Here is an 18,184-nt window from a genome sequence, read left to right as displayed (position 1 = left end):
GATCAGAACTTGTCCAGGTTGGTGCCGCGCTGCTGCTGGGGCTGGTTGTCGCTGCCCACGTCGTTCTGGCGGTCGCGGCGCTGGGCCGATTCCTGGGCATTGGCCTGCGCGGCCGCGTCGCGCTCGTCGGGCCGGCCCTTGCCGGTCTGGGGCGAAACGTCCTTGTCGGTCTTTTCGTCTTGCGGGTGCATGGTGGGTCCTCCTGAAGGGTTGGAAACGAAAGGGTCAGAGCGTGATCTCGCGGTGCTCGCCCAGCGCCTTGGGCCGCTCGCCGGTCATGGCGGCGGTGGCCATCTTGTAGAGCTGGGTGAGCTTGCTTTCCTTCACGTCCCAGTACTCGGCGTGGCGGATGTTCACGGCCAGCAGCACCAGGTTGGGGTCGCCCGGCCCCTCAGGAAACCAGGCCTTGGCCATGGGCGTCCACAGCTCTTCCTTGCGCTGCATGTCCTCGATGAAGGCGGCGGCGCCAGAGACCGAGACATAGCAGTCCTCTTCCGGATTGGCGTAGCTCACGTTCACCTGGCTGTCGGCGGCCAGGCGCTGGTGCAGCTCGCCGTCGCGCGGGATGAAGAAGTACAGCTGCGCCTGGGCGTCGATGTCCTTGTTCAGCGTGGTCAGCGGGTGGGCGTGCAGCAGGCCGTTGTCGCCCCGGTGGGCCAGCATGCCGAAGCGGATGTCCTTGATGCGCTCAAACAGCGCGGTGCGGTCGTTGTCGTTCTCGGTGGTCATATCAGGCAGCTCCTGCGTAGTGAATAGCTAGTAGCGTTGGAGCCGCCACCTTACGGGCGAGCATGCGCCGGGCGGGTCGGCGCGGCGGCAGGGCGGCTGTGGGGTCTGTCCGACGCCGCCGGGGCGCTCAGGCGCCGCTGCGCTGCAGAGTGAAGGGCGGCAGGCCGGACAGCAGCCGCTGGCCGTAGCCGGTGCGCACCAGGCGCTTGTCGTAGCAAAAGACGTGGGCGCGGTCGTCTTCGGTGCGGATCGCCCGGCCCACCCACTGCGCCAGGCGGATGGCGGTGGCCGGCACCACCAGCTCGGAAAACGGGTCGCGCCCGGCGGCGCGCAGCCACTCGGCGCGCGCCTCGCCCACCGGGTCGTCGGGCGGGGCGAAGGGCAGCTTGGTGATGAACAGCGACTCGCACAGCCGCCCCGGCAGGTCCAGCCCCTCGCCGAAGGACTGCATGCCGAAGATGATGGACGGCTGGCCGGCGGCCACCCGCTCGCGGTGGCGCGCCAGCAGCTCGCGCCGCGGCAGGTTGCCCTGCACCAGCACGGCCGCGCGCAGCACGGTGGGCAGCTCATCGACGGCGCGGCGCATCTGCTCGCGCGAGGTGAACAGCACCAGCGCGCCGGCCTCCACCAGCGCCAGGTCGGTCAGCAGCGCCTCCACCATCTCGGCGGTGAAGGCCTGCACCTCGCGCGGCTCGGCGCGGGTTTCGCGCGCCACCAGCGTGCCCTGCAGGGCGTAGTCGAAGGGGCTGGCGACGGACAGGGTCTGCACCGCCTCGTCGCCCGCCAGGCCCGATTCGCGCAGGAAGAAGTCGAACTGCCCGCAGCTGGTCAGCGTGGCCGAGGTCAGCACCGCGCCGCGCACCTGCTGCCACAGGTGCTGGCGCAGCGCGCTGCCCGGCAGCACCGGCGAGGCGTGGGCGCGCAGCGACAGGTACTCGCCCTGCACCGCCAGCGTGAACCACTTGGCCGCCGGCACCGCTCCTTCAGGCGCGTCCTGCAGCAGCAGCTGGGCGGTGGCGTGCACGCCCTCCAGGCGCGGGGCCAGCGCCCCCACCTGGGCGTACAGCTGCGACAGGCGCCGCGCCTCGTCAGGGCTGTCGCGCATGGCCGTGCGCAGCGCCTTGGCAATGGCGCGCAGCGCGGCCAGAAAGCCTTCGGCGTGGTGCGCGGCCTGGCCGAAGGGCTCCACCAGCGATTCGGGCAGCGCGCCGCCGGCCACGCGGGCGCGGGTGGGCTGTGTGGTTGCGCTGCCGTAGCGCGGCGCGGCGCGCAAGTCCTTGCCGTACAGGTCCATCGCCAGGCGGGCGGCGTCCTGCAGCGCGGCGCGCAGGCGGGCGGCGTGGCTGGGGATGTCGGCTATTTCTTCCACCTCCACCAGCTGGCCGATGCGCAGCGCGCGGCTGGCCAGCTTGTCGATCCAGGCCAGGTGCGACAGGTCGGCCTCGCAGGCGAACTGCGACAGGGCCGTGCCCGGCAGGTGGTGCGCCTCGTCCACGATCAGCAGGCAGTTGTCCAGCTCGGGCAGCAGGCGCGCGCCGATGGACGACAGCAGCAGGTCGTGGTTGGCCACGATGACCTGGGCGGCCACCAGGTCCTTGCGCCGCTCGTAGTAGGTGCAGCGCGAAAACAGCGGGCAGTGCTTGCCGGTGCACGAATGCGCCTCGGCGGCGACGGGCGACCAGGCTTCCGCCTCAGGCGGTGTCTGCAGCGTGTCGCGATCGCCGTCCCAGGCGCCGCTGGCCAGCGCGTCGGCCATGCTGGCGTAGAACTTCACGCGCGACTGCTCGGCCTGGCGTACGGCGGGCTGGGGCGCCTCGGTGGGGCCGAACAGGTCTTCGGTCGCGGCCCAGTCCTCGTCCTCGTCCAGGCCGCCGCTGGCCAGGCGCTCCAGCTTGAGCTTGCACACGTAGCGCCCACGCCCCTTGGCAAGGGCAAAGCGCACGGGCTCGGGCAGGTGCTCCATCAGCGCCGGCAGGTCCTTGTGCACCAGCTGCTCCTGCAGCGCCACGGTGGCCGTGGAAATCAGCACCCGCGTGCCGCGCGCCAGGGCCATGGCAATGGCCGGCGCGCTATAGGCCAGCGACTTGCCCACGCCCGTGCCGGCCTGGATGACGGCGATGGCGCGGGTGGGCTCGGCGTCCTCGTCCTCGGCCTTGCCCAGCTCGGCGGCGGCAAACGTCTGCGCCACCTGCTCGGCCATGCGCCGCTGGCCTTCGCGCGCGCGAAAGCCGGCGGTGGACTGCACCACCGCCTCGAAGCTGCCGAGGGCGTCGTCGGCCCATTGCTGCGCGGACATGGAAGGATGGAAAAGGCTGGGGGAGGAAGGCGAAGACACGGCAGGCGGCAGGATGGGGTGCGGGCCGCAGGCGGCCGGCGGGGCGTGGCTGGCGCAGCTCTACTGTGCTTTCATACAGGCATGGTAGCCCAGCGGGCCCGGGCCTGTTGCCTATGGGGTCAACCGGTGCGGGCCTACGCCCGCGGCGCGTGCGGCCAGCCTAGCATGGGCCGTACGCCCTTATTTCGCGGTGCGATCTCGCATCGCCCGACCCCGCACCCCAAAGGCCCGCCATGCCCCAGAAACCCCCCGTTCCCACCTCGCCGCAGGACGTCGATCCGCCTGGCCGCCCGGCAGACCCCATCGGCATCGACCTGAACGCCCCCGAGAAACCCGGCGGCGCCACCGAGCCCCACCTGCCGCACGAGCGCGACCAGAACAAGAACATGACCGACGGCAACCCCGATGCGCAGGTGCAGCAGGCCTTCCAGGACCTGCAGGACGGGCAGCAGGACACGGGCAAGGGCCCGCCGTCCGACGACGCCTACCGCAAGCTCAAGCGCTGAAGCGTTCCGATCGGGCGCCGGCATCTCATATTTTTATAGCTGCCTGCGCTTGACCGGCGGGCGCTGGAGGCGTTTTTCGTTCTCATGCCAGCGCGGGTCAGGCGGTCCTTGACGCGCCTGGCTCGTGCGTGTCCTGTGTGTCATGCACGCGCAGGCCCCGCACCTGGGCGCCGGTCGCCTGCTGCAGTTGCTGCGCTGCTGCCTGCGCCACGCCCTCGGGCGCCGGGCCGGTCAGCAGCAGCAGTTGCGGGCCCTGCCCGGGCGCCTCGGCCGCCAGCCAGGCACGCCGCTGCACCGCCAGCCCGGCGCGCGCCAGCAAGCGCACGGCCTGCGCTTCGCACAGCGCGCGGCCCGGCAACAGGCGCAGCAGGTGGCGGCCTCGCACCTGCGCCATGGGCACGGGGGCCAGGGGCGCCTGGCCCGCCGGCAGCGTGCCGAAGGCGGGCAGCGGCGTGGCGCCATTGCCCGTGCGCGCCAGGTCCACCAGGTCGGCCAGCACCGCGCTGGCCGTGGGCTGGGCTCCGGCCCCGGCGCCGCACAGCAGCAGCGGGCCGGCGGCGTCGGCTTGCACCAGCAGGCCGTTGTGGGCGCCCTGCACGCCGGCCAAAGGGTGGGCCAGCGGCAGCAGGGCCGGGTGCACGCGCAGCTCCAGCCCCTGGCCGCCCTGCACGGTGGCCACGCGCCGCGCCAGCGCCAGCAGCCGCACCGCGTAGCCCAGGTGGGCAGCGGCGGTCAGGTCGCCCGGCTGCAGCTGGGTGATGCCTTCGGTGTGCACGGCGCCCTCGCGCAGCGGGGCGCCGAAGGCATGGGCGGCCAGCAGCGCCAGCTTGTGCGCGGCGTCCTGGCCGCCCACGTCCAGCGTGGGGTCCGCTTCGGCGTAGCCCAGCGCCTGCGCCTCGGCCAGGGCGGCGGCGTAGCTGGCGCCGTGGGTGGCCATGCGCGTCAGGATGAAGTTGCTGGTGCCGTTCAGGATGCCCTCCAGCGCGTCGATGCGGTTGGCGGCCAGCGCTTCGCGCAGCGTCTTGACGACCGGCACGGCGCCAGCCACGGCCGCCTCGTAGGCCAGGGTGCGGCCGCTGCGCGCGGCGGCTGCGGCCAGCTGGGCGCCGTGGCGCGCCAGCAGTGCCTTGTTGGCCGTCACCACGTGCTTGCCGTGGGCAAAGGCGGCCAGCAGCCAGGGCAGCGGGGCGTCGGCGCCGCCGGCCAGCTCCAGCACCACGTCCACGCCGGGGTCGGTGGCCAGGGCCAGCGGGTCGGCCAGCAGGCGCACGCCGGGCACGGTGGCCAGCAGCGGCGCGGCACGCTCGGGGCTGCGCGTGGCCACGGCGACGAGGGCAATGGCCCGGCCGCCCCGTGCGCTCAGCAGCGCCCGGTTGCGCGCCAGCAGCTGCCACACGCCGGTGCCCACCGTCCCCACGCCGATCAGGCCTACGCGCAGGGACGTGCTGTGGGGGTGGGAGGGCTGCACGGGCGGCAGCGCGCAGGCGGCGGGGTGCGCTGGCAGCAGCGCGGGTTCGGCAACAAACATGGCAAGGTGCTCCTTCCTGGCGTGGCAACCGGGCTGGCGGTGCGGCCGCCCGAAACGAAAAAAACCCGGCGGCCGGGGCTGGGTTTTCGTTCGGGCAAGGAGGGAAGGAAAGACACCAGGTGGCCGCCGCTGCGGCCACCCCACGCGCGTCAGGGGGCCGCGGTGGTCATGGTGGTAATCATTCGTGCCGACTGCTGCGCACATGCGCCGCTGCGCGCGGGGGCGGCAGGGTGGCTGGGGGTGCACAGCGGTCGGCGAGACATGCGGGGCAGTGTAGCGCAGCCGCGTGGCAGCGCGCTGGTGCTATCGAAACAGAAGCTGCTTGCGCTTGACTGGCGGGCGCTGCAGCCTGTTTTGATGCATGGCAGCTTCATGCCTTGAGCGTGGCCTGCAGCGTGATCTCGGGCACGCTGGCCAGCGCCTTGGACAGCGGGCAGTTCTTCTTGGCGTCCTCGGCGATCTGCTGGAACTGCTCTTCCTTCAAGCCCGGCACGGTGGCGGTGAGCGTCAGGGCGATGCGGTCGATCTTGAAGCCCTCGCCCTCCTTGGCCAGGCGCACGCGGGCGGTGGTGTCCACCGTGCGGGTGGCAAAGCCGGCCTTGTCGCAGGCGAAGGAGAACGCCATGGTGAAGCAGGCCGCATGCGCGGCGCCCAGGATCTCCTCGGGGTTGGTGCCCTTGCGGTCGTCGCCGAAGCGGCTGGCAAAGCCGTAGGGGTACTTGTGCAGCGCGTCGGTTTCGGTGCTGACCTGGCCCTGGCCGGCCTTGCCGGCGCCTTCCCAGTGGACGGATGCGGATTTTTCGCTCATGTACGGCTCCTTGACTTGCGGTGCGGCGGATGGAATGAGGCCCGGCGCATGGGCGGGCCAAAGCGCGCATCTGAGCATGGGGCACGCCGCCGCCGTGTCAGCGCGTGCCGTGCGCCGCCCGGGCGCCCTGCCTACAGGTCGGGCGGCTACAGTGCCAGGCCATGGCCGAACCCGACGCTCCCGCCCCGCTCGCCCGCCGCCTGCGCATCCACGGCAAGGTGCAGGGCGTGTACTTTCGCCAGTCCACCGTGCAGGTGGCGCGCGCCGCCGGCGTGGCCGGCTGGGTGCGCAACCGCGCGGACGGCACGGTGGAGGCGCTGGCCGTGGGCGCCCCGGAGGCCGTGCAGGCGCTGATCGACTGGGCACACCGGGGCCCGGCCGCGGCGCGCGTCGATCGCGTGCAGGTGTGCGACGAACCCCTGCCGCAACCGCTGCCGCAAGGTTTCGAGCAGGCCGCGACGGCTTAGGTGCCCTCGCCTGCCGCCGCGCGCATGGCCTGCGCCAGCGCGTCCTGCCCGCGCCCGTGCAGCGCGTCGATGGCGCCCTGCCGGTCGGGCGCGGTGCGGTTCTGGCTCAGCTTGCGCTTGCCCTCGATGCGCGTGATGCGCACCTCGATGCCAACGATGGCGCGTAGCATCTCGTCCAGGTATTCGCGCGGCGCATCACCCATCTTCCAGGGTCGGGGTTCGCCCGCCTCGTGCTGGCGCGTCAGCCGCGCGACCACGCTGCGCACGTGGCGCTCGTCGTCGTGCACGGTGAGCTGGCCGTGCACGTGCACGGCCTCGTAGTTCCAGGTGGGCACGGCGCGGTGCGCCTCGTGCTTGGACGGGTACCAGTTGGGCGAGATGTAGCCGGCCACGCCGCGAAAGACCACCAGCGCTGCCAGCTCGCCGCCGGCCGGCACCTCGCGCCACAGCGCGTTGGCGCGCGCCACGTGCGCCACCAGTGTGCCGTGCGGGCCGCGCTCGGCGTCCAGCAAAAAAGGCAGGTGCTCGGCATCCAGCCCCTGCGGCCCCTGGCGGCACAAAACGCCCAGCGGGTGCGCGCGGATCAGGCCGTGCAGGGCCTCGGGGCGGTCTTCGGCAAAGGCGGCGGGCGTGTACATGGTTGGGCGTGGCGATGGCGGGTTTTTCAGGGCCGCGCCGGCATCCGCGCGCCATAGGCGCACCAGCCGGGGCGGGGGCTTTTTTGCACCGGGTGCAGGCGGCAGGTCTCGGGCCGGCGCTCATACACCGTGCAGCGGCGCGTGCGCGCCTCCAGAAACTGGCAGTCGCCGCTGGCGCGCCGCGCCAGGGTGAACAGCAGGTTCTTGGGGCTGAAGTGGTCGATCAGCCGCGCCTTGGCCAGGCGCCGGGCGATCAGGCGCGGCTCGACGTTGTCGGCCTCGAAGGCTTCGACCAGCCCCAGGCGCACCAGGTCGGGCAGCTGCACTTCCAGCGGCATGGTGCAGCAGTTGGCGTTGCAGGACCCGCACAGGCCGGCGCGGTGGCGCGTCCAGGTGTCGGGGCGGTCGACGTTGACGAGGGGGATGGTGCGGGCGGGCATGGGAGGCGGATTGTGCTGCCGCCCGCCCTGCCAGCGCCAGACATGGGCTTTGCAAGGCCGGCCGGGCCGGGCGATGCCGGGTATCTATCATGGCCGGTTCCCCTGCCGCACCACCCGCTGCCGTGACCCTCCCCCCGCCCCACGACGCCCCACGCGCCGACGACAACGACGCCGCCTACCTGGCCCGCATCCTGCGCGAGCAGCGCATCAGCATCCGCGGTGCGCGCACGCACAACCTGAAGAACATCGACCTGGACATCCCGCGCAACCAGCTGGTGGTGATCACCGGGCTGTCGGGCTCGGGCAAGTCCAGCCTCGCCTTCGACACCCTGTACGCCGAAGGCCAGCGACGCTATGTGGAAAGCCTGTCCAGCTACGCGCGCCAGTTCCTGGGCCGGCTGGACAAGCCCGACGTGGACCTGATCGAAGGGCTGTCGCCGGCGATTGCCATCGAGCAAAAGGCCACCAGCCACAACCCGCGCTCCACCGTGGGCACGGTGACCGAGGTGCACGACTACCTGCGCCTGCTGTTCGCTCGCGCCGGCACGCCGCATTGCCCCGAGCACGGCCTGCCGCTCACCGCGCAGACCGTGAGCCAGATGGTGGACGCCGTGCTGGCCCTGCCCGAGGACACGCGCCTGATGCTGCTGGCGCCCCTGGCGCGCGAGAAAAAAGGCGAGTTCACCGAAGTGCTGGCGCAGATGCAGCAGCTGGGCTACGTGCGCTTTCGCATCGACGGGCAGATCGTCGAGGCCGAGAACCTGCCGCAGCTGAAAAAGACGGAAAAGCACGACATCGACGTCGTCATCGACCGCCTGAAGGTGCGCCTCGATGCGCGCCAGCGCCTGGCCGAGAGCGTCGAGGCCGTGCTGCGCGTGGGCGGCGCCGAGGGCGCCGGCCGCGTGCTGGCGCTGGAGATGGACTCAGGTGCCGAGCACCTGTGGTCCAGCCGCTTCGCCTGCCCGGTGTGCAGCTACGCGCTGGCGGAGCTGGAGCCGCGGCTGTTTTCCTTCAACTCGCCCTCGGGCGCCTGCCCGGCGTGCGACGGCATCGGCCAGCTGGAGGTGTTCGATGCCGAGCGCATCGTGGCGCACCCCGAGCTGAGCCTGGCCGGCGGCGCCGTGCGCGGCTGGGACCGGCGCAACGGCTACTACTTCGCCATGATCGAGAGCCTGGCCGCGCACTATGGCTTCGACGTGGACACGCCTTTCGAGCAGCTGCCCGCGGCCGTGCGCCAGGTGGTGCTGCACGGCTCAGGGCAGGACGAGATCGCGTTTTCCTACGTGCTCGACAGCGGCACGCGCAAGGGCCAGGAGATCGTCAAAAGCCATCCCTTCGAAGGCATCATCCCCAACATGGAACGGCGCTGGCGCGACACCGATTCGCCGGCCGTGCGCGAAGAACTCGCCCGCTACCGCCAGTGCCAGCCCTGCCCCGCCTGCCACGGCGCGCGCCTCAAGCCCGAGGCCCGCGCGGTGAAGGTGGGCGAAGGCGGCGAGGCCCTTGCCATCCATGAGGTCAGCCGCCTGACGCTGGCCCATGCTCTGGCCTGGTTCGAGCAGCTGCACCTGCCCGGCGCCAAGGCCGAGATTGCCGCGCGCATCGTGCGCGAGATCGCCGCGCGCCTGACCTTCCTGAACGACGTGGGCCTGTCGTATTTGAGCCTGGCGCGCAGCGCCGACACGCTCTCGGGCGGCGAGGCGCAGCGCATCCGACTGGCCAGCCAGATCGGCTCGGGTCTCACGGGCGTGATGTACGTGCTGGACGAGCCCAGCATCGGCCTGCACCAGCGCGACAACGACCGGCTGATCGCCACGCTGGTGCGCCTGCGCGACATCGGCAACAGCGTGCTGGTGGTCGAGCACGACGAGGACATGATCCGCGCCGCCGACCACGTGGTGGACATGGGCCCGGGCGCGGGCGTGCACGGCGGGCGCGTCATGGCGCAGGGCACGGCGGCCGATCTGGCGGCCAGCCCGGACTCGCTCACGGGCCAGTACCTGTCGGGCGCCAAATCCATCGCCGTGCCCGCGCGGCGCACGCCCTGGCTGCCGGTGCTGGCCGAGGCGGCCGAGGACGCAGTACCCGCCAAGTCAAAAAAATCCCGCTTCCCCGAAACCGCCGCCAGCCAGCGCCGCAAGGAGCGCCTGGCCGAGCACCGCGCCACGCAGGGCAGCCTGCAGGCGCTGCGCGTGCTGGGCGCGCGCGGCAACAACTTGGCTGACGTGAGCGTGTCCTTCCCCGTCGGCCTGTTCACCTGCGTGACGGGCGTGTCGGGTTCGGGCAAGAGCACGCTGGTCAACGACACGCTGCTGAAAGCCGTGGCGCGCCAGCTGTACCGCGCGCACGACGAGCCGGCCGAGCACGATGCGATCGAAGGCATGGAGTACTTCGACAAGGTTATCAACGTGGACCAGTCGCCGATTGGCCGCACGCCGCGCAGCAACCCGGCCACCTACACCGGCCTGTTCACCCCCATCCGCGAGCTGATGGCCGAGACCACCACGGCGCGCGAGCGCGGCTACGGGCCGGGGCGGTTTTCCTTCAACGTGGCGCAAAGCGCGGGCGGCGGGCGCTGCGAGGCCTGCCAGGGCGACGGCGTGGTGAAGGTGGAGATGCACTTTCTGCCCGACGTGTACGTGCCCTGCGACGTGTGCCACGGCCAGCGCTACAACCGCGAGACGCTGGAGGTGCAGTGGAAGGGCCGCAGCATCGCGCAGATCCTGGACCTGACGGTGGAAGACGCGTACCTGCTGTTCAAGGACGTGCCCACACTGGCGCGCAAGCTGCAGACGCTGCTGGAGGTCGGCCTGTCGTACATCCGCCTGGGGCAAAGCGCCACCACGCTGTCGGGCGGCGAGGCGCAGCGCGTCAAGCTTGCGCAGGAGCTCTCGCGCCGCGACACCGGGCGCACGCTGTACATCCTGGACGAGCCCACCACCGGCTTGCACTTTGCCGACGTGGACCTGCTCTTGCAGGTGCTCACGCGGCTGCGCGACGCGGGCAACACCCTGGTCGTGATCGAGCACAACCTGGACGTCATCAAGACCGCCGACTGGGTCATCGACATGGGCCCGGAAGGCGGCGCCGGCGGCGGCACCGTGGTGGCCGAAGGCACGCCTGAAGAGGTGGCTGCCAACCCGGCCAGCCACACCGGCCGGTATCTGTCTCAATCTTTGGCACGAAAAGTGGCCTAAACGCTTGCCTGGCAAGCGCTGAAAGCTAGCAAAAGCATAGCGATCTGCAGGGCCGCGGGTAGTGCCCGTGGCACCTTGCAGGCCTGTGCACAGGCAGGCCGCGGACAAGCGGGCGGGCGGACTGCCAGGCGCGGCCCTGCTCGTGCGCGCACGGCCTCTATCGGTCAACCGCCTACACGCGCACCCGATGTTCCTTTGCGCGGCCCGCGCAGGCTGCCCAGGACACTTTTGCTCTACGCCGGGACTCAGCCAGCGAAAGAGCCAAAAGGTGCGGTGCGCAAGCGCCCTCCCCCAACGCTCTTGTGCCTTCGGCTCCCGGCCCCGCAATCCACCATGGGAGAACCCAAGCCATGCCAAAGCATGCCCTCAAGACCCTGACCATCGCAGCCACCCTGGCGCTGGCCGCCAGCGCTTCCTGGGCCCAGACCAGCAGCACGGTCAACCCGCCCGAGACCAAAGTAGGCGTCACGCCCGAGGACGCCAAGGAGGCCACGCAAAAGGCCGTGCCCCGCTCTGACACGGGCACCGTGGTGCGCACCGGCCCCTCGGCAGCGGAACGTGCAGGCGACATGACCGAGGATGCCAAGAACGCTGCCAACCGGGGCAACACAGCCCCTGCCGCAGCCAGCGGCAATGCACCGATGAACGCCACCCCGGCAACGCCCGGCGTTGCTGGCGACGCCAATGCCCGTTCATCCGACCGGGCTGCTGCTGCAGCACGCGACGGCCAGCGCCAGCGCCCTGCCCGGGCCGATCGCAACTGACCTCCCGCCTTTCCCCAGGCGCAGCCGCACCCGCCTGGGCGGCGGCTGCTTCCTCCCTTCCCTTGTTTTTGACTGCTCCATAAAGGCCATTCCATGAATACCACCACCACCGCAAACAGCACCGGCACCGTGAACAACCGCCCCCTCGTGACGGGCCTGTTCCCCGATCGCGCGTCCGCCGAGGGCGCCTACGCCGCAGCGCACACCCGCGGCTACAGCACCGATGACGTGAACCTGGTCATGTCCGACGACACCCGCACCCGCCATTTCGGCGACACCACCGTGCAGACCGAACTGGGCAACAAGGCTGCCGAAGGCGCGGGCGTGGGCGGCGCCATCGGCGGCACGCTGGGCGCCATTGCCGCGGCCATCGCCGCGATGGGCACGACGCTGGCCCTGCCCGGCCTGGGCCTGGTCATTGCCGGGCCGCTGGCCGCAGCCATCGCCGGTGCAGGCGCGGGCGCAGCCGGTGGCGGCCTGATCGGTGCGCTGATCGGCTGGAACATGCCCGAAGAGCGCGTGAAGGAATACGAAGAAGGCATCAAGCAGGGCGGCATCCTGATGGGGGTGCATGCCCGCTCGGACGACGACGCCGCCTACCTGGAAGAGCAGTGGCGCCAGAACCGCGGCGATCGCATCTACCGCTAAACCCTGTGGGCGCGGCGGCTCTATGGATATGTATCAAATAGAGCTCCAGCGCCCACCAGTCAAGCGTCAGCAGCTATCGAAATAGCAGCAGTTCAGAGTGGGCGTCTTCGCGCAAAGCGCACCACCGTCACGCCCGCACGCGCCTGGCGCGTGCTGGGCATGACCAGCACGCAGTCGTCGTAGGGCGTCAACACGGGCGTGCCGTCGTTGTCGCCGATCACCGTGCCAGCGCGCTCTATCACCTCCAGCCCCGTGAAAGGCTGGGTGAACGCAAAGCGCTCACTGGTTGCCACCACGCCCCCCGTCACCTGCAGCGCCCACTGGTGCGGCGCGCTGGGCAGCCGCCAGCCAGGCAGGCGGCGCTCCAGCTCCTGCGCATCCACACAGCCCGACACCTGCACAAACCGCAGGCACTGGTCCTGCGCCACGGCGCGGCTGTTCCAGTCGCCATGCCAGCCACATTCCACCAGCAACGAGTGGCTGTCGCCCGCTGTTTCGTCGGCCAGGCCAAAACGGCCGTAATCGCGCAGCCGCGTGCCGTCCTGGTGGCCCGCGTCGATCACTACATGCTCAGGCGCGGCCATGGCACGGGCCAGCGCCAGGTTGCGCGGCTGCACCCCGGTCAGCAGCAGCGGCGCCGAGGGCTCGTGCATGGAATGCAAATCCAGCAACCAGTCGGCCTGCGTCACGAAGGGCTGCAGCGCGGCGGCGCGGCGCCGCTCCAGCGAATCGCCGGCCTGCATGCGCGCGTCGGTCCACTGGCGGTTCAGGTCCTGTTCGGCAAAGCGGGCGGTGTCCGGCTGGGCGACATCAAACCGGTCGAAGGCCGCCAGGTTGCAAAAAGCCAGCGTCAGCGCGCCCCGCTGGGGGCGCACGCCGGCCTGCAGCAGGCCCAAGAGCGCCCAGGCGCCGCACAGCTCGTTGCCGTGGATCAGCGCCGTGATCATCACGTGGCGCCCAGGCAGGCCCGAGTCGAAGCGCCATACGCCCTCGGTGCCCGTGTTGCCCGCGCGCCAGGCGCCCAGTTCAGGCGCGGGCAAGGTCCAGTGCAGGGAAGCGGTTCTGTCGTTCATTCGTCGATCTTTGCGAACTGCACGATGCGGGTGTACTTGGCGATTTCCTCGTTCCAGAACTTGGGCAAGTCCACGCCCGGCGCAGCCACGCCCGAGCCGGCGGCAGCCATCTTTTGCCGGAAGTCGGGCGACTGCAGCGTCTCGTCCAGCGCTTTTTTGAGCTTGGCGACCACGGGCTGCGGCAGCCTGGCCGGGCCCATCAGCGCGAACCAGCTCTCGATGTCCACGTTCTTGAACTGCGGCAGCTCGGCCAATGCCGGAATGTCCGGCGTCGCCTGCGAGCGCTTGGCCGCCGTGGTGCCCAGCGCCACCACCTTGCCCGACTTGATGTGCGGCAGGCCGCTGGAGAGCACGAACACGCCGAACTCCAGGTTGTTGCCCACCAGGTCGCTGGTGAGCGGCGCCACGCCGCGATAGGGGATGTGCGTCATGAACAGCCCGCCCTGCTCCTTGACCATCTCGCCGGCCAGATGCAGCGCCGTGCCCACGCCGGAGCTGCCGTAGCTGAACTTGCCCGGGTTCTTCTTGACCAGCTGGGTGAAGTCGCCGGCGTTCTTCACGCCCGCCCCGGTGGAGGCCACCAGCACCAGCGGCTGCGAGCCGATCAGCCCGACGGGCGTGAACTGCGCCGGCGCGTACTTGACGGTGCGCGGCGTGACCAGCTTGGCGATCGCCAGCTCGTTGCTGGAGCCCACCAGCAGCGTGTAGCCGTCGGGCGCGGCGTTGGTCACCTTCTGCGCGCCGATGGTGCCGCCGGCGCCGCCCACGTTCTCGATGACCACCGGCTGGCCCAGGCGGGTGGACAGCTCGGCGCCGACCAGCCGGCCCATCAGGTCGGTGCTGCCGCCGGGCGGGTAGCCGACGACGAGGGTAATGGGCTTGGTGGGCCAGTCCTGCGCGGTGGCGGGGAGGGCGGTCAGCAGGGTGCCGGTGGCGGCGAGCAGGGTGGCGGCCAGGGCGCGGCGGCGCATGGGCGGGGTGGGGTGGTTGAAGGTGGTCATGGCTGTCTCCTCGGCAATGTCGTTGTGGTGAGCGGCATTGTGGGAAGCGAGGATGGGCAGCATGGTGCCGAAGCGGCACGGAGGCGTGCTATTCGTGGTGGCTAGTTTTTGACGTGTCCCTGCAGTTCAGCAATATGAACTACCGATTTAGGCGTTTTATTTGCTCAGAACAGGTTTTCAGCTCATCCCGTGATGGCGTCTTACGGCCAGAAGCTGCAGGTGGATGCGAATAAAAGCGGACGCTCAACGTGCTAGCTCAGGGCTAGCCGTCCATCGAGCCGAAAGCTCCTTCTCGCTTGGCGATCTGTCGCTTGCATTCCTTCACTGACGCCAGACTGATCTCGCCGATTTCAGCCGCGAGCGTGTCCAGCCGAGCGATGCGATCCGCGAGATCCGCGGCTTCTTGTGAAGTGAATCGCCCCGGATTTCCTAGACACTTTTGAGCCGTTGGGAATGGCGTCGCTCGAACTCGACTGGCGAAGTGTCGCCGGCCGTGCCGTGGCGCCGCTTGGGGTTATAGAACATCTCGATGTAGTTGAAGATGTCGGCGCGTGCGTCGCTGCGCGTGGCGTAGATCTGCCGGCGCACACGCTCGCGCTTGAGCAGCTGGAAGAAGCTCTCCGCGACGGCGTTGTCGTGGCAGTTGCCTCGCCGGCTCATGCTGCTGACTAGGTTGTGCTCGCGCAAGAAGGTCTGCCACTCATGGCCGGTGAATTGACAGCCCTGATCGGAGTGCACCGTGACGGGGTCTTCAGGCCTGCGGCGCCACAGCGCCATCAGCAGCGCGTCCAGGACCAGGCTTGTGTCGATGCGGCTGCCCATGGACCAGCCCACTACCTGGCGTGAGAACAGGTCGACCACGACCGCCAGGTACAGCCAGCCTTCATGCGTGCGGATGTAGGTGATGTCGGTCACCCAGGATCGATTGGGCTGGGCCACCGTGAACTCGCGTTGCAGGTGGTTGGGTGCAACCACAGCAGGCTTGCCTGCTCGCACACCAGGGCGGCGGCGGTAGCCTGTCTGCGAGCGCAGTCCTTCGAGCTTGAGCAGCCGCGCCACGCGGTGCTTGCCGCAGCGCTCGCCCAAGTCGCGCATGTCCAGCGTCAGCTTGCGATACCCATACACGCCGCCGCTCTCCAGCCAAGCTTGCTTGAGCAGGCCAGCCAACCGCTGGTCGTCTTTTGCCCTTGCACTCTCTGGCTCGGCTTTCCAAGCGTAATAACCGCTTGGATGCACCTGCATGACCCGGCACATGCGCCGCACGCTGTGTTGTGCTTCGTGCGCCTTCATGAACGCGTACTTCACCCGGACTGCCTGGCAAAGTACGCGGCGGCCTTTTTTAGGATGTCGCGCTCCTCTGTCACGCGCCGCAGTTCGGCCTTCAGGCGCCGCATCTCCTCTGTCTGTGACACCTGTGCCTGCCGTTCGGCCGCCGGCGCTGAGTACGCCTTGATCCACTTATACAGGCTGTGCTGGCTCACGCCGATCCGGGCGGACACATCGGCCACCCGATGGTGTCGCTCCGTGATCTGCTTGACCGCTTCGATCTTGAATTCTTCAGGGTAGTGTTGCTTCGCTGTCATGGCACCTCCTATTGGGCCTCAGGTTTGAGGCTCCAAGGTGTCTACTAAACCCGGGGCGATTCAGTGCTCTCACCATGAGCGCCAACACGATCTTGAGCTTCTGGACTTCGACGTATGCCTGCTTTCGCAGTTCAAGTCGGCGTGCGGCGTGCACCTGATGGCGGGCGATCACGCTGGCGGCCACGATGGCCGCGACACTCCCGATCGCCTGAATCCAGGCTGGAGCCGCGCTTTCAATAAATCCTTTAAACCAGTTCCAACTGCCGGCGGAGATCAGCGCGAGCGATAGAAGCAGAGTGATTAGAAGCGCCGCACCAACAGCGCTTGTCCATTCAGTGTTGTTGGCATCTGATTTGCTGTCGTTCATACGATTCAGGCGGCGCAGTGGGGAACTTGGATAGCTAACGTAATGTAGGCCGCACCAAGCCGCAGGCCATATATGACGCTTTCGATCTAATCAGGTCCGTGAGCGAAGTCGTTTCGAACACTACAACCTCCGCACGGGTCGGTCCATGCCCCATGAGCTTCGTACATCATTAGATGCCGGCTTTGCGGGTCTTGCCTGAGAGACAGCTTAGGGTCGCAAGCTGCTCTTTCAAAAATGTTGGCGAACATGCAAACATTCGCTGAGGTCGGCCCTGCACCTGTAGGGCTGCAACGAAATCGTAGGTTTAACAGGCAAAAGACGGCCATGCGCGAAGGTCCTTCAGTCCTGCACCATGGCTGCCCAAAGCACCTCCGCCAACGGCCCCAGCCGCCGCTTAGGCCGATACAGCCGTACATCAAACGCCACATCCAGCCCCGCATCCCCCGCCCGCACCAGTCGCCCGCCCTGGCAATCCCCCTGCACCAGCGACCACGGCAGCCACGACACCCCTAGCCCGCGCAGCACGTACTCGTGCGTCGCATCCGGCGAATCGCACTCCAGCAGCCGGCGCAGCGGCGGCGCGGCGGGGTGGCGCGTCAGGTGGTCCTCCAGCAGCCGGCCCAGCGCCAGCGTGCGGGCATAGGCGACGTGCGGCACCGGCGCCCCGCCCGCGCGCAGGTCATGCACCGGCGCGCCGCCGGCGTCCGCGCGTGAGATGGGCACCAGCCGGTCCTGCGCCAGCGTGCGGTGGCTGAATTGGCGCGCGTCCAGGGGCACGGTCAGCGCGGGGTGGTGGTACAGCACGGCGAAGTCCGCCGCGCCGGCCTGCAGGCTCTGCACCGTCTCGGCCAGCGACCCCGTATGGATGCGCAGCGCGCCGGCCTCGCCCAGCAGCGGCGCCAGATGCGGCAGCCAGTCGGCCACCAGGGTGCGCGCCAGCGTGCGGCCGGTGGCCAGGGTCACGGTGCGCGCATGCCGGCCAGCCAGGGCGCGCAGCTCCTGGTGCGACTCGGCCAGTTCGCGTGCGGTTTGCTCGGCCGTTTCCAAAAAGGCCTGGCCGGCGGCGGTCAGCCGCAGCGGGGCGCTGCCGGGCTCGACCAGCGGGGTGCCGGCCCAGGCCTCCAGCGCGCGGATGCGCCGGCCGAAGGCCGGGTGCGTGACGTGGCGCCGCTCGGCGGCGCGGGTGAAGCTGCGCTCATGCGCCAGGGCGATGAAGTCTTCCAGCCATTTGAGCTGCATGGCCGGATGCGCAGCGGCCGGCCGTCAGCCGCGCGCGGCGTTCAGCGCCTCGCGGGTGGCCCAGGCGGCGTTGCGCGCGGCGTCCTTCCAGTCGCTGCCGCCCGACGCATAGAGCACGGCGCGCGAGGAATTCACGGCGATGGTGCCGCCCTCCGTCAGCCCCGCGCGCACGGTGGCGGCGGCGTCGCCGCCCTGCGCGCCCACGCCGGGGATCAAGAGCGGCAGCGTGGGCGCACGCTGGCGCACGCGGGCGATTTCCTCGGGGTAGGTCGCGCCCACCACCAGGCCCAGCTGGCCGTTCTTGTTCCACGGCCCCTGCGCCTGGGCGGCAATGTGTTCGTACAAGAGCGGCTGGCCCTGCACGCTGGCCAGGCGCTGCGCCTGGATATCGTCGCCGCCGGGGTTGGACGTGCGGCACAGCAAGAAGGCGCCCTTGCCGTGGTACTGCAGGTAGGGCTCGATGGAGTCGAACCCCATGAAGGGCGACAGCGTCACCGCGTCGGCGCCGTAGCGCTCGAAGGCCTCGCGCGCGTACTGCTGGGCGGTGGAGCCGATATCGCCGCGCTTGGCGTCCAGGATGACGGGCACATGCGGGGCATTGGCGCGCATGTGCTGCATCAGCCGCTCCAGCTGACCTTCAGCGCCGTGCGCGGCGAAGTAGGCGATCTGCGGCTTGAAGGCGCAGGCCAGGTCGCAGGTGGCGTCCACGATGGCGGCGCAAAAATCGTAGATGCGGTGGGCGTCGCCGCGCAGCGCGTCGGGAAAGCGCTGGGGCTCGGGGTCCAGCCCCACGCACAGCAGCGAATCGTTGCGAACCGTGGCGCCCTGCAGCATGTCGATAAAGGTCATGGCCCGGGATTT

Annotated in this window: 18 protein-coding genes; 5 read left to right on the top strand and 13 right to left on the bottom strand. The window is 69.9% G+C overall.

Going from position 1 to position 18,184, the window contains the following annotated elements; translation table 11 throughout:
- Positions 1-2 precede the first annotated feature (2 nt).
- From C7H73_RS01735 to dinG, 3 genes are all read right to left on the bottom strand, one after another.
- Positions 3-191: a hypothetical protein gene (locus tag C7H73_RS01735; RefSeq protein ID WP_106845082.1), complete on the bottom strand. Its 189-nt coding sequence runs from the start codon at positions 189-191 to the stop codon at positions 3-5.
- Positions 192-225: 34 nt separating this feature from the next.
- Entirely contained in the window at positions 226-729 is a 504-nt protein-coding gene (locus C7H73_RS01730; protein ID WP_106845081.1) for a pyridoxamine 5'-phosphate oxidase family protein, read from the bottom strand.
- Between the two features lie 127 nt (positions 730-856).
- The gene (gene dinG / locus C7H73_RS01725; RefSeq protein WP_106845080.1) at positions 857-3,025 is read right to left on the bottom strand and encodes an ATP-dependent DNA helicase DinG; all 2,169 of its coding nucleotides are present in this window, start codon (positions 3,023-3,025) and stop codon (positions 857-859) included.
- A gap of 272 nt (positions 3,026-3,297) precedes the next feature.
- Between dinG and C7H73_RS01720 the strand changes: the two genes are divergently transcribed.
- On the top strand, positions 3,298-3,570 hold the full coding sequence (locus C7H73_RS01720; protein ID WP_106845079.1) for a hypothetical protein: 273 nt from the start codon (positions 3,298-3,300) through the stop codon (positions 3,568-3,570).
- A gap of 97 nt (positions 3,571-3,667) precedes the next feature.
- Here the strand turns inward: C7H73_RS01720 and C7H73_RS01715 are convergent, their stop codons facing one another.
- Together C7H73_RS01715 and C7H73_RS01710 are read right to left on the bottom strand one after the other, a co-directional pair.
- Positions 3,668-5,098, bottom strand: a complete 1,431-nt coding sequence (locus C7H73_RS01715) for a homoserine dehydrogenase (protein WP_106845078.1) — start codon at positions 5,096-5,098, stop codon at positions 3,668-3,670.
- A 370-nt stretch (positions 5,099-5,468) separates the two neighbouring features.
- Entirely contained in the window at positions 5,469-5,906 is a 438-nt protein-coding gene (locus C7H73_RS01710) for an OsmC family protein (RefSeq protein WP_106845077.1), read from the bottom strand.
- A gap of 161 nt (positions 5,907-6,067) precedes the next feature.
- Here C7H73_RS01710 and C7H73_RS01705 point away from each other — a divergent pair, with 161 nt between their 5' ends.
- Complete coding sequence (locus C7H73_RS01705; RefSeq protein WP_106845076.1) at positions 6,068-6,373, top strand: acylphosphatase; 306 nt, start codon at positions 6,068-6,070, stop codon at positions 6,371-6,373.
- Here the strand turns inward: C7H73_RS01705 and C7H73_RS01700 are convergent.
- Together C7H73_RS01700 and C7H73_RS01695 are read right to left on the bottom strand one after the other, a co-directional pair.
- Positions 6,370-7,011 (bottom strand): FMN-binding negative transcriptional regulator, encoded by a 642-nt coding sequence (locus C7H73_RS01700; protein ID WP_106845075.1) that lies wholly within the window; start codon positions 7,009-7,011, stop codon positions 6,370-6,372. The two genes, C7H73_RS01705 and C7H73_RS01700, sit on opposite strands and share 4 nt — an antisense overlap.
- A 26-nt stretch (positions 7,012-7,037) precedes the next feature.
- A complete protein-coding gene (locus tag C7H73_RS01695) occupies positions 7,038-7,451 on the bottom strand; it encodes a YkgJ family cysteine cluster protein (RefSeq protein WP_106845074.1) in 414 nt (137 codons plus the stop codon).
- 89 nt (positions 7,452-7,540) lie between these two features.
- On the opposite strand from C7H73_RS01695, the gene uvrA reads away from it, so the two are divergent.
- The 3 genes from uvrA (at position 7,541) to C7H73_RS01680 (ending at position 12,060) form a co-directional block, all read left to right on the top strand.
- Complete coding sequence (uvrA, locus tag C7H73_RS01690; RefSeq protein WP_106845073.1) at positions 7,541-10,648, top strand: excinuclease ABC subunit UvrA; 3,108 nt, start codon at positions 7,541-7,543, stop codon at positions 10,646-10,648.
- Between the two features lie 350 nt (positions 10,649-10,998).
- A complete protein-coding gene (locus C7H73_RS01685; RefSeq protein WP_106845072.1) occupies positions 10,999-11,412 on the top strand; it encodes a hypothetical protein in 414 nt (137 codons plus the stop codon).
- A gap of 93 nt (positions 11,413-11,505) precedes the next feature.
- Positions 11,506-12,060, top strand: a complete 555-nt coding sequence (locus C7H73_RS01680; RefSeq protein WP_106845071.1) for a hypothetical protein — start codon at positions 11,506-11,508, stop codon at positions 12,058-12,060.
- Positions 12,061-12,152: 92 nt separating this feature from the next.
- Here C7H73_RS01680 and C7H73_RS01675 read toward each other — a convergent pair whose 3' ends face one another.
- From C7H73_RS01675 to pyrF, 6 genes are all read right to left on the bottom strand, one after another.
- On the bottom strand, positions 12,153-13,133 hold the full coding sequence (locus C7H73_RS01675; protein WP_106845070.1) for a M14 family metallopeptidase: 981 nt from the start codon (positions 13,131-13,133) through the stop codon (positions 12,153-12,155).
- Entirely contained in the window at positions 13,130-14,134 is a 1,005-nt protein-coding gene (locus C7H73_RS01670) for a Bug family tripartite tricarboxylate transporter substrate binding protein (RefSeq protein WP_106847487.1), read from the bottom strand. The genes C7H73_RS01675 and C7H73_RS01670 overlap by 4 nt, the downstream gene beginning before the upstream one ends.
- Positions 14,135-14,563: 429 nt before the next feature.
- Positions 14,564-15,717 (bottom strand): IS3 family transposase gene (locus tag C7H73_RS01665; protein WP_106845069.1). Its coding sequence is split into 2 segments (ribosomal slippage): positions 14,564-15,477 and positions 15,477-15,717, totalling 1,155 coding nucleotides; the frame shifts between segments, so codons are not numbered across the junction.
- Entirely contained in the window at positions 15,692-16,084 is a 393-nt protein-coding gene (locus C7H73_RS15450) for a hypothetical protein (protein ID WP_157948305.1), read from the bottom strand. The genes C7H73_RS01665 and C7H73_RS15450 overlap by 26 nt, the downstream gene beginning before the upstream one ends.
- 339 nt (positions 16,085-16,423) lie before the next feature.
- Entirely contained in the window at positions 16,424-17,323 is a 900-nt protein-coding gene (locus C7H73_RS01660; protein WP_106845068.1) for a LysR family transcriptional regulator, read from the bottom strand.
- A 24-nt stretch (positions 17,324-17,347) separates the two neighbouring features.
- Positions 17,348-18,172 (bottom strand): orotidine-5'-phosphate decarboxylase, encoded by an 825-nt coding sequence (gene pyrF, locus C7H73_RS01655; RefSeq protein ID WP_106845067.1) that lies wholly within the window; start codon positions 18,170-18,172, stop codon positions 17,348-17,350.
- Between the last annotated feature and the right edge of the window lie 12 nt (positions 18,173-18,184).

The organism is Pulveribacter suum (assembly GCF_003013695.1).
In the GTDB taxonomy this organism is placed as follows: domain Bacteria; phylum Pseudomonadota; class Gammaproteobacteria; order Burkholderiales; family Burkholderiaceae_C; genus Melaminivora; species Melaminivora suum.
Note: the sequence above shows the minus strand (reverse complement) of the source record. Positions and strands in the feature narration are given on the sequence as shown.

Excerpts from the sequence above, each read along its gene's own strand:
- C7H73_RS01735 (WP_106845082.1), bottom strand. The coding sequence starts at position 191 with ATGCACCCGCAAGACGAAAAGACCGACAAGGACGTTTCGCCCCAGACC.
- C7H73_RS01730 (WP_106845081.1), bottom strand. The coding sequence starts at position 729 with ATGACCACCGAGAACGACAACGACCGCACCGCGCTGTTTGAGCGCATC.
- dinG (WP_106845080.1), bottom strand. The coding sequence starts at position 3,025 with ATGTCCGCGCAGCAATGGGCCGACGACGCCCTCGGCAGCTTCGAGGCG.
- C7H73_RS01720 (WP_106845079.1), top strand. The coding sequence starts at position 3,298 with ATGCCCCAGAAACCCCCCGTTCCCACCTCGCCGCAGGACGTCGATCCG.
- C7H73_RS01715 (WP_106845078.1), bottom strand. The coding sequence starts at position 5,098 with ATGTTTGTTGCCGAACCCGCGCTGCTGCCAGCGCACCCCGCCGCCTGC.
- C7H73_RS01710 (WP_106845077.1), bottom strand. The coding sequence starts at position 5,906 with ATGAGCGAAAAATCCGCATCCGTCCACTGGGAAGGCGCCGGCAAGGCC.
- C7H73_RS01705 (WP_106845076.1), top strand. The coding sequence starts at position 6,068 with ATGGCCGAACCCGACGCTCCCGCCCCGCTCGCCCGCCGCCTGCGCATC.
- C7H73_RS01700 (WP_106845075.1), bottom strand. The coding sequence starts at position 7,011 with ATGTACACGCCCGCCGCCTTTGCCGAAGACCGCCCCGAGGCCCTGCAC.
- C7H73_RS01695 (WP_106845074.1), bottom strand. The coding sequence starts at position 7,451 with ATGCCCGCCCGCACCATCCCCCTCGTCAACGTCGACCGCCCCGACACC.
- uvrA (WP_106845073.1), top strand. The coding sequence starts at position 7,541 with ATGGCCGGTTCCCCTGCCGCACCACCCGCTGCCGTGACCCTCCCCCCG.
- C7H73_RS01685 (WP_106845072.1), top strand. The coding sequence starts at position 10,999 with ATGCCAAAGCATGCCCTCAAGACCCTGACCATCGCAGCCACCCTGGCG.
- C7H73_RS01680 (WP_106845071.1), top strand. The coding sequence starts at position 11,506 with ATGAATACCACCACCACCGCAAACAGCACCGGCACCGTGAACAACCGC.
- C7H73_RS01675 (WP_106845070.1), bottom strand. The coding sequence starts at position 13,133 with ATGAACGACAGAACCGCTTCCCTGCACTGGACCTTGCCCGCGCCTGAA.
- C7H73_RS01670 (WP_106847487.1), bottom strand. The coding sequence starts at position 14,134 with ATGACCACCTTCAACCACCCCACCCCGCCCATGCGCCGCCGCGCCCTG.
- C7H73_RS15450 (WP_157948305.1), bottom strand. The coding sequence starts at position 16,084 with ATGAACGACAGCAAATCAGATGCCAACAACACTGAATGGACAAGCGCT.
- C7H73_RS01660 (WP_106845068.1), bottom strand. The coding sequence starts at position 17,323 with ATGCAGCTCAAATGGCTGGAAGACTTCATCGCCCTGGCGCATGAGCGC.
- pyrF (WP_106845067.1), bottom strand. The coding sequence starts at position 18,172 with ATGACCTTTATCGACATGCTGCAGGGCGCCACGGTTCGCAACGATTCG.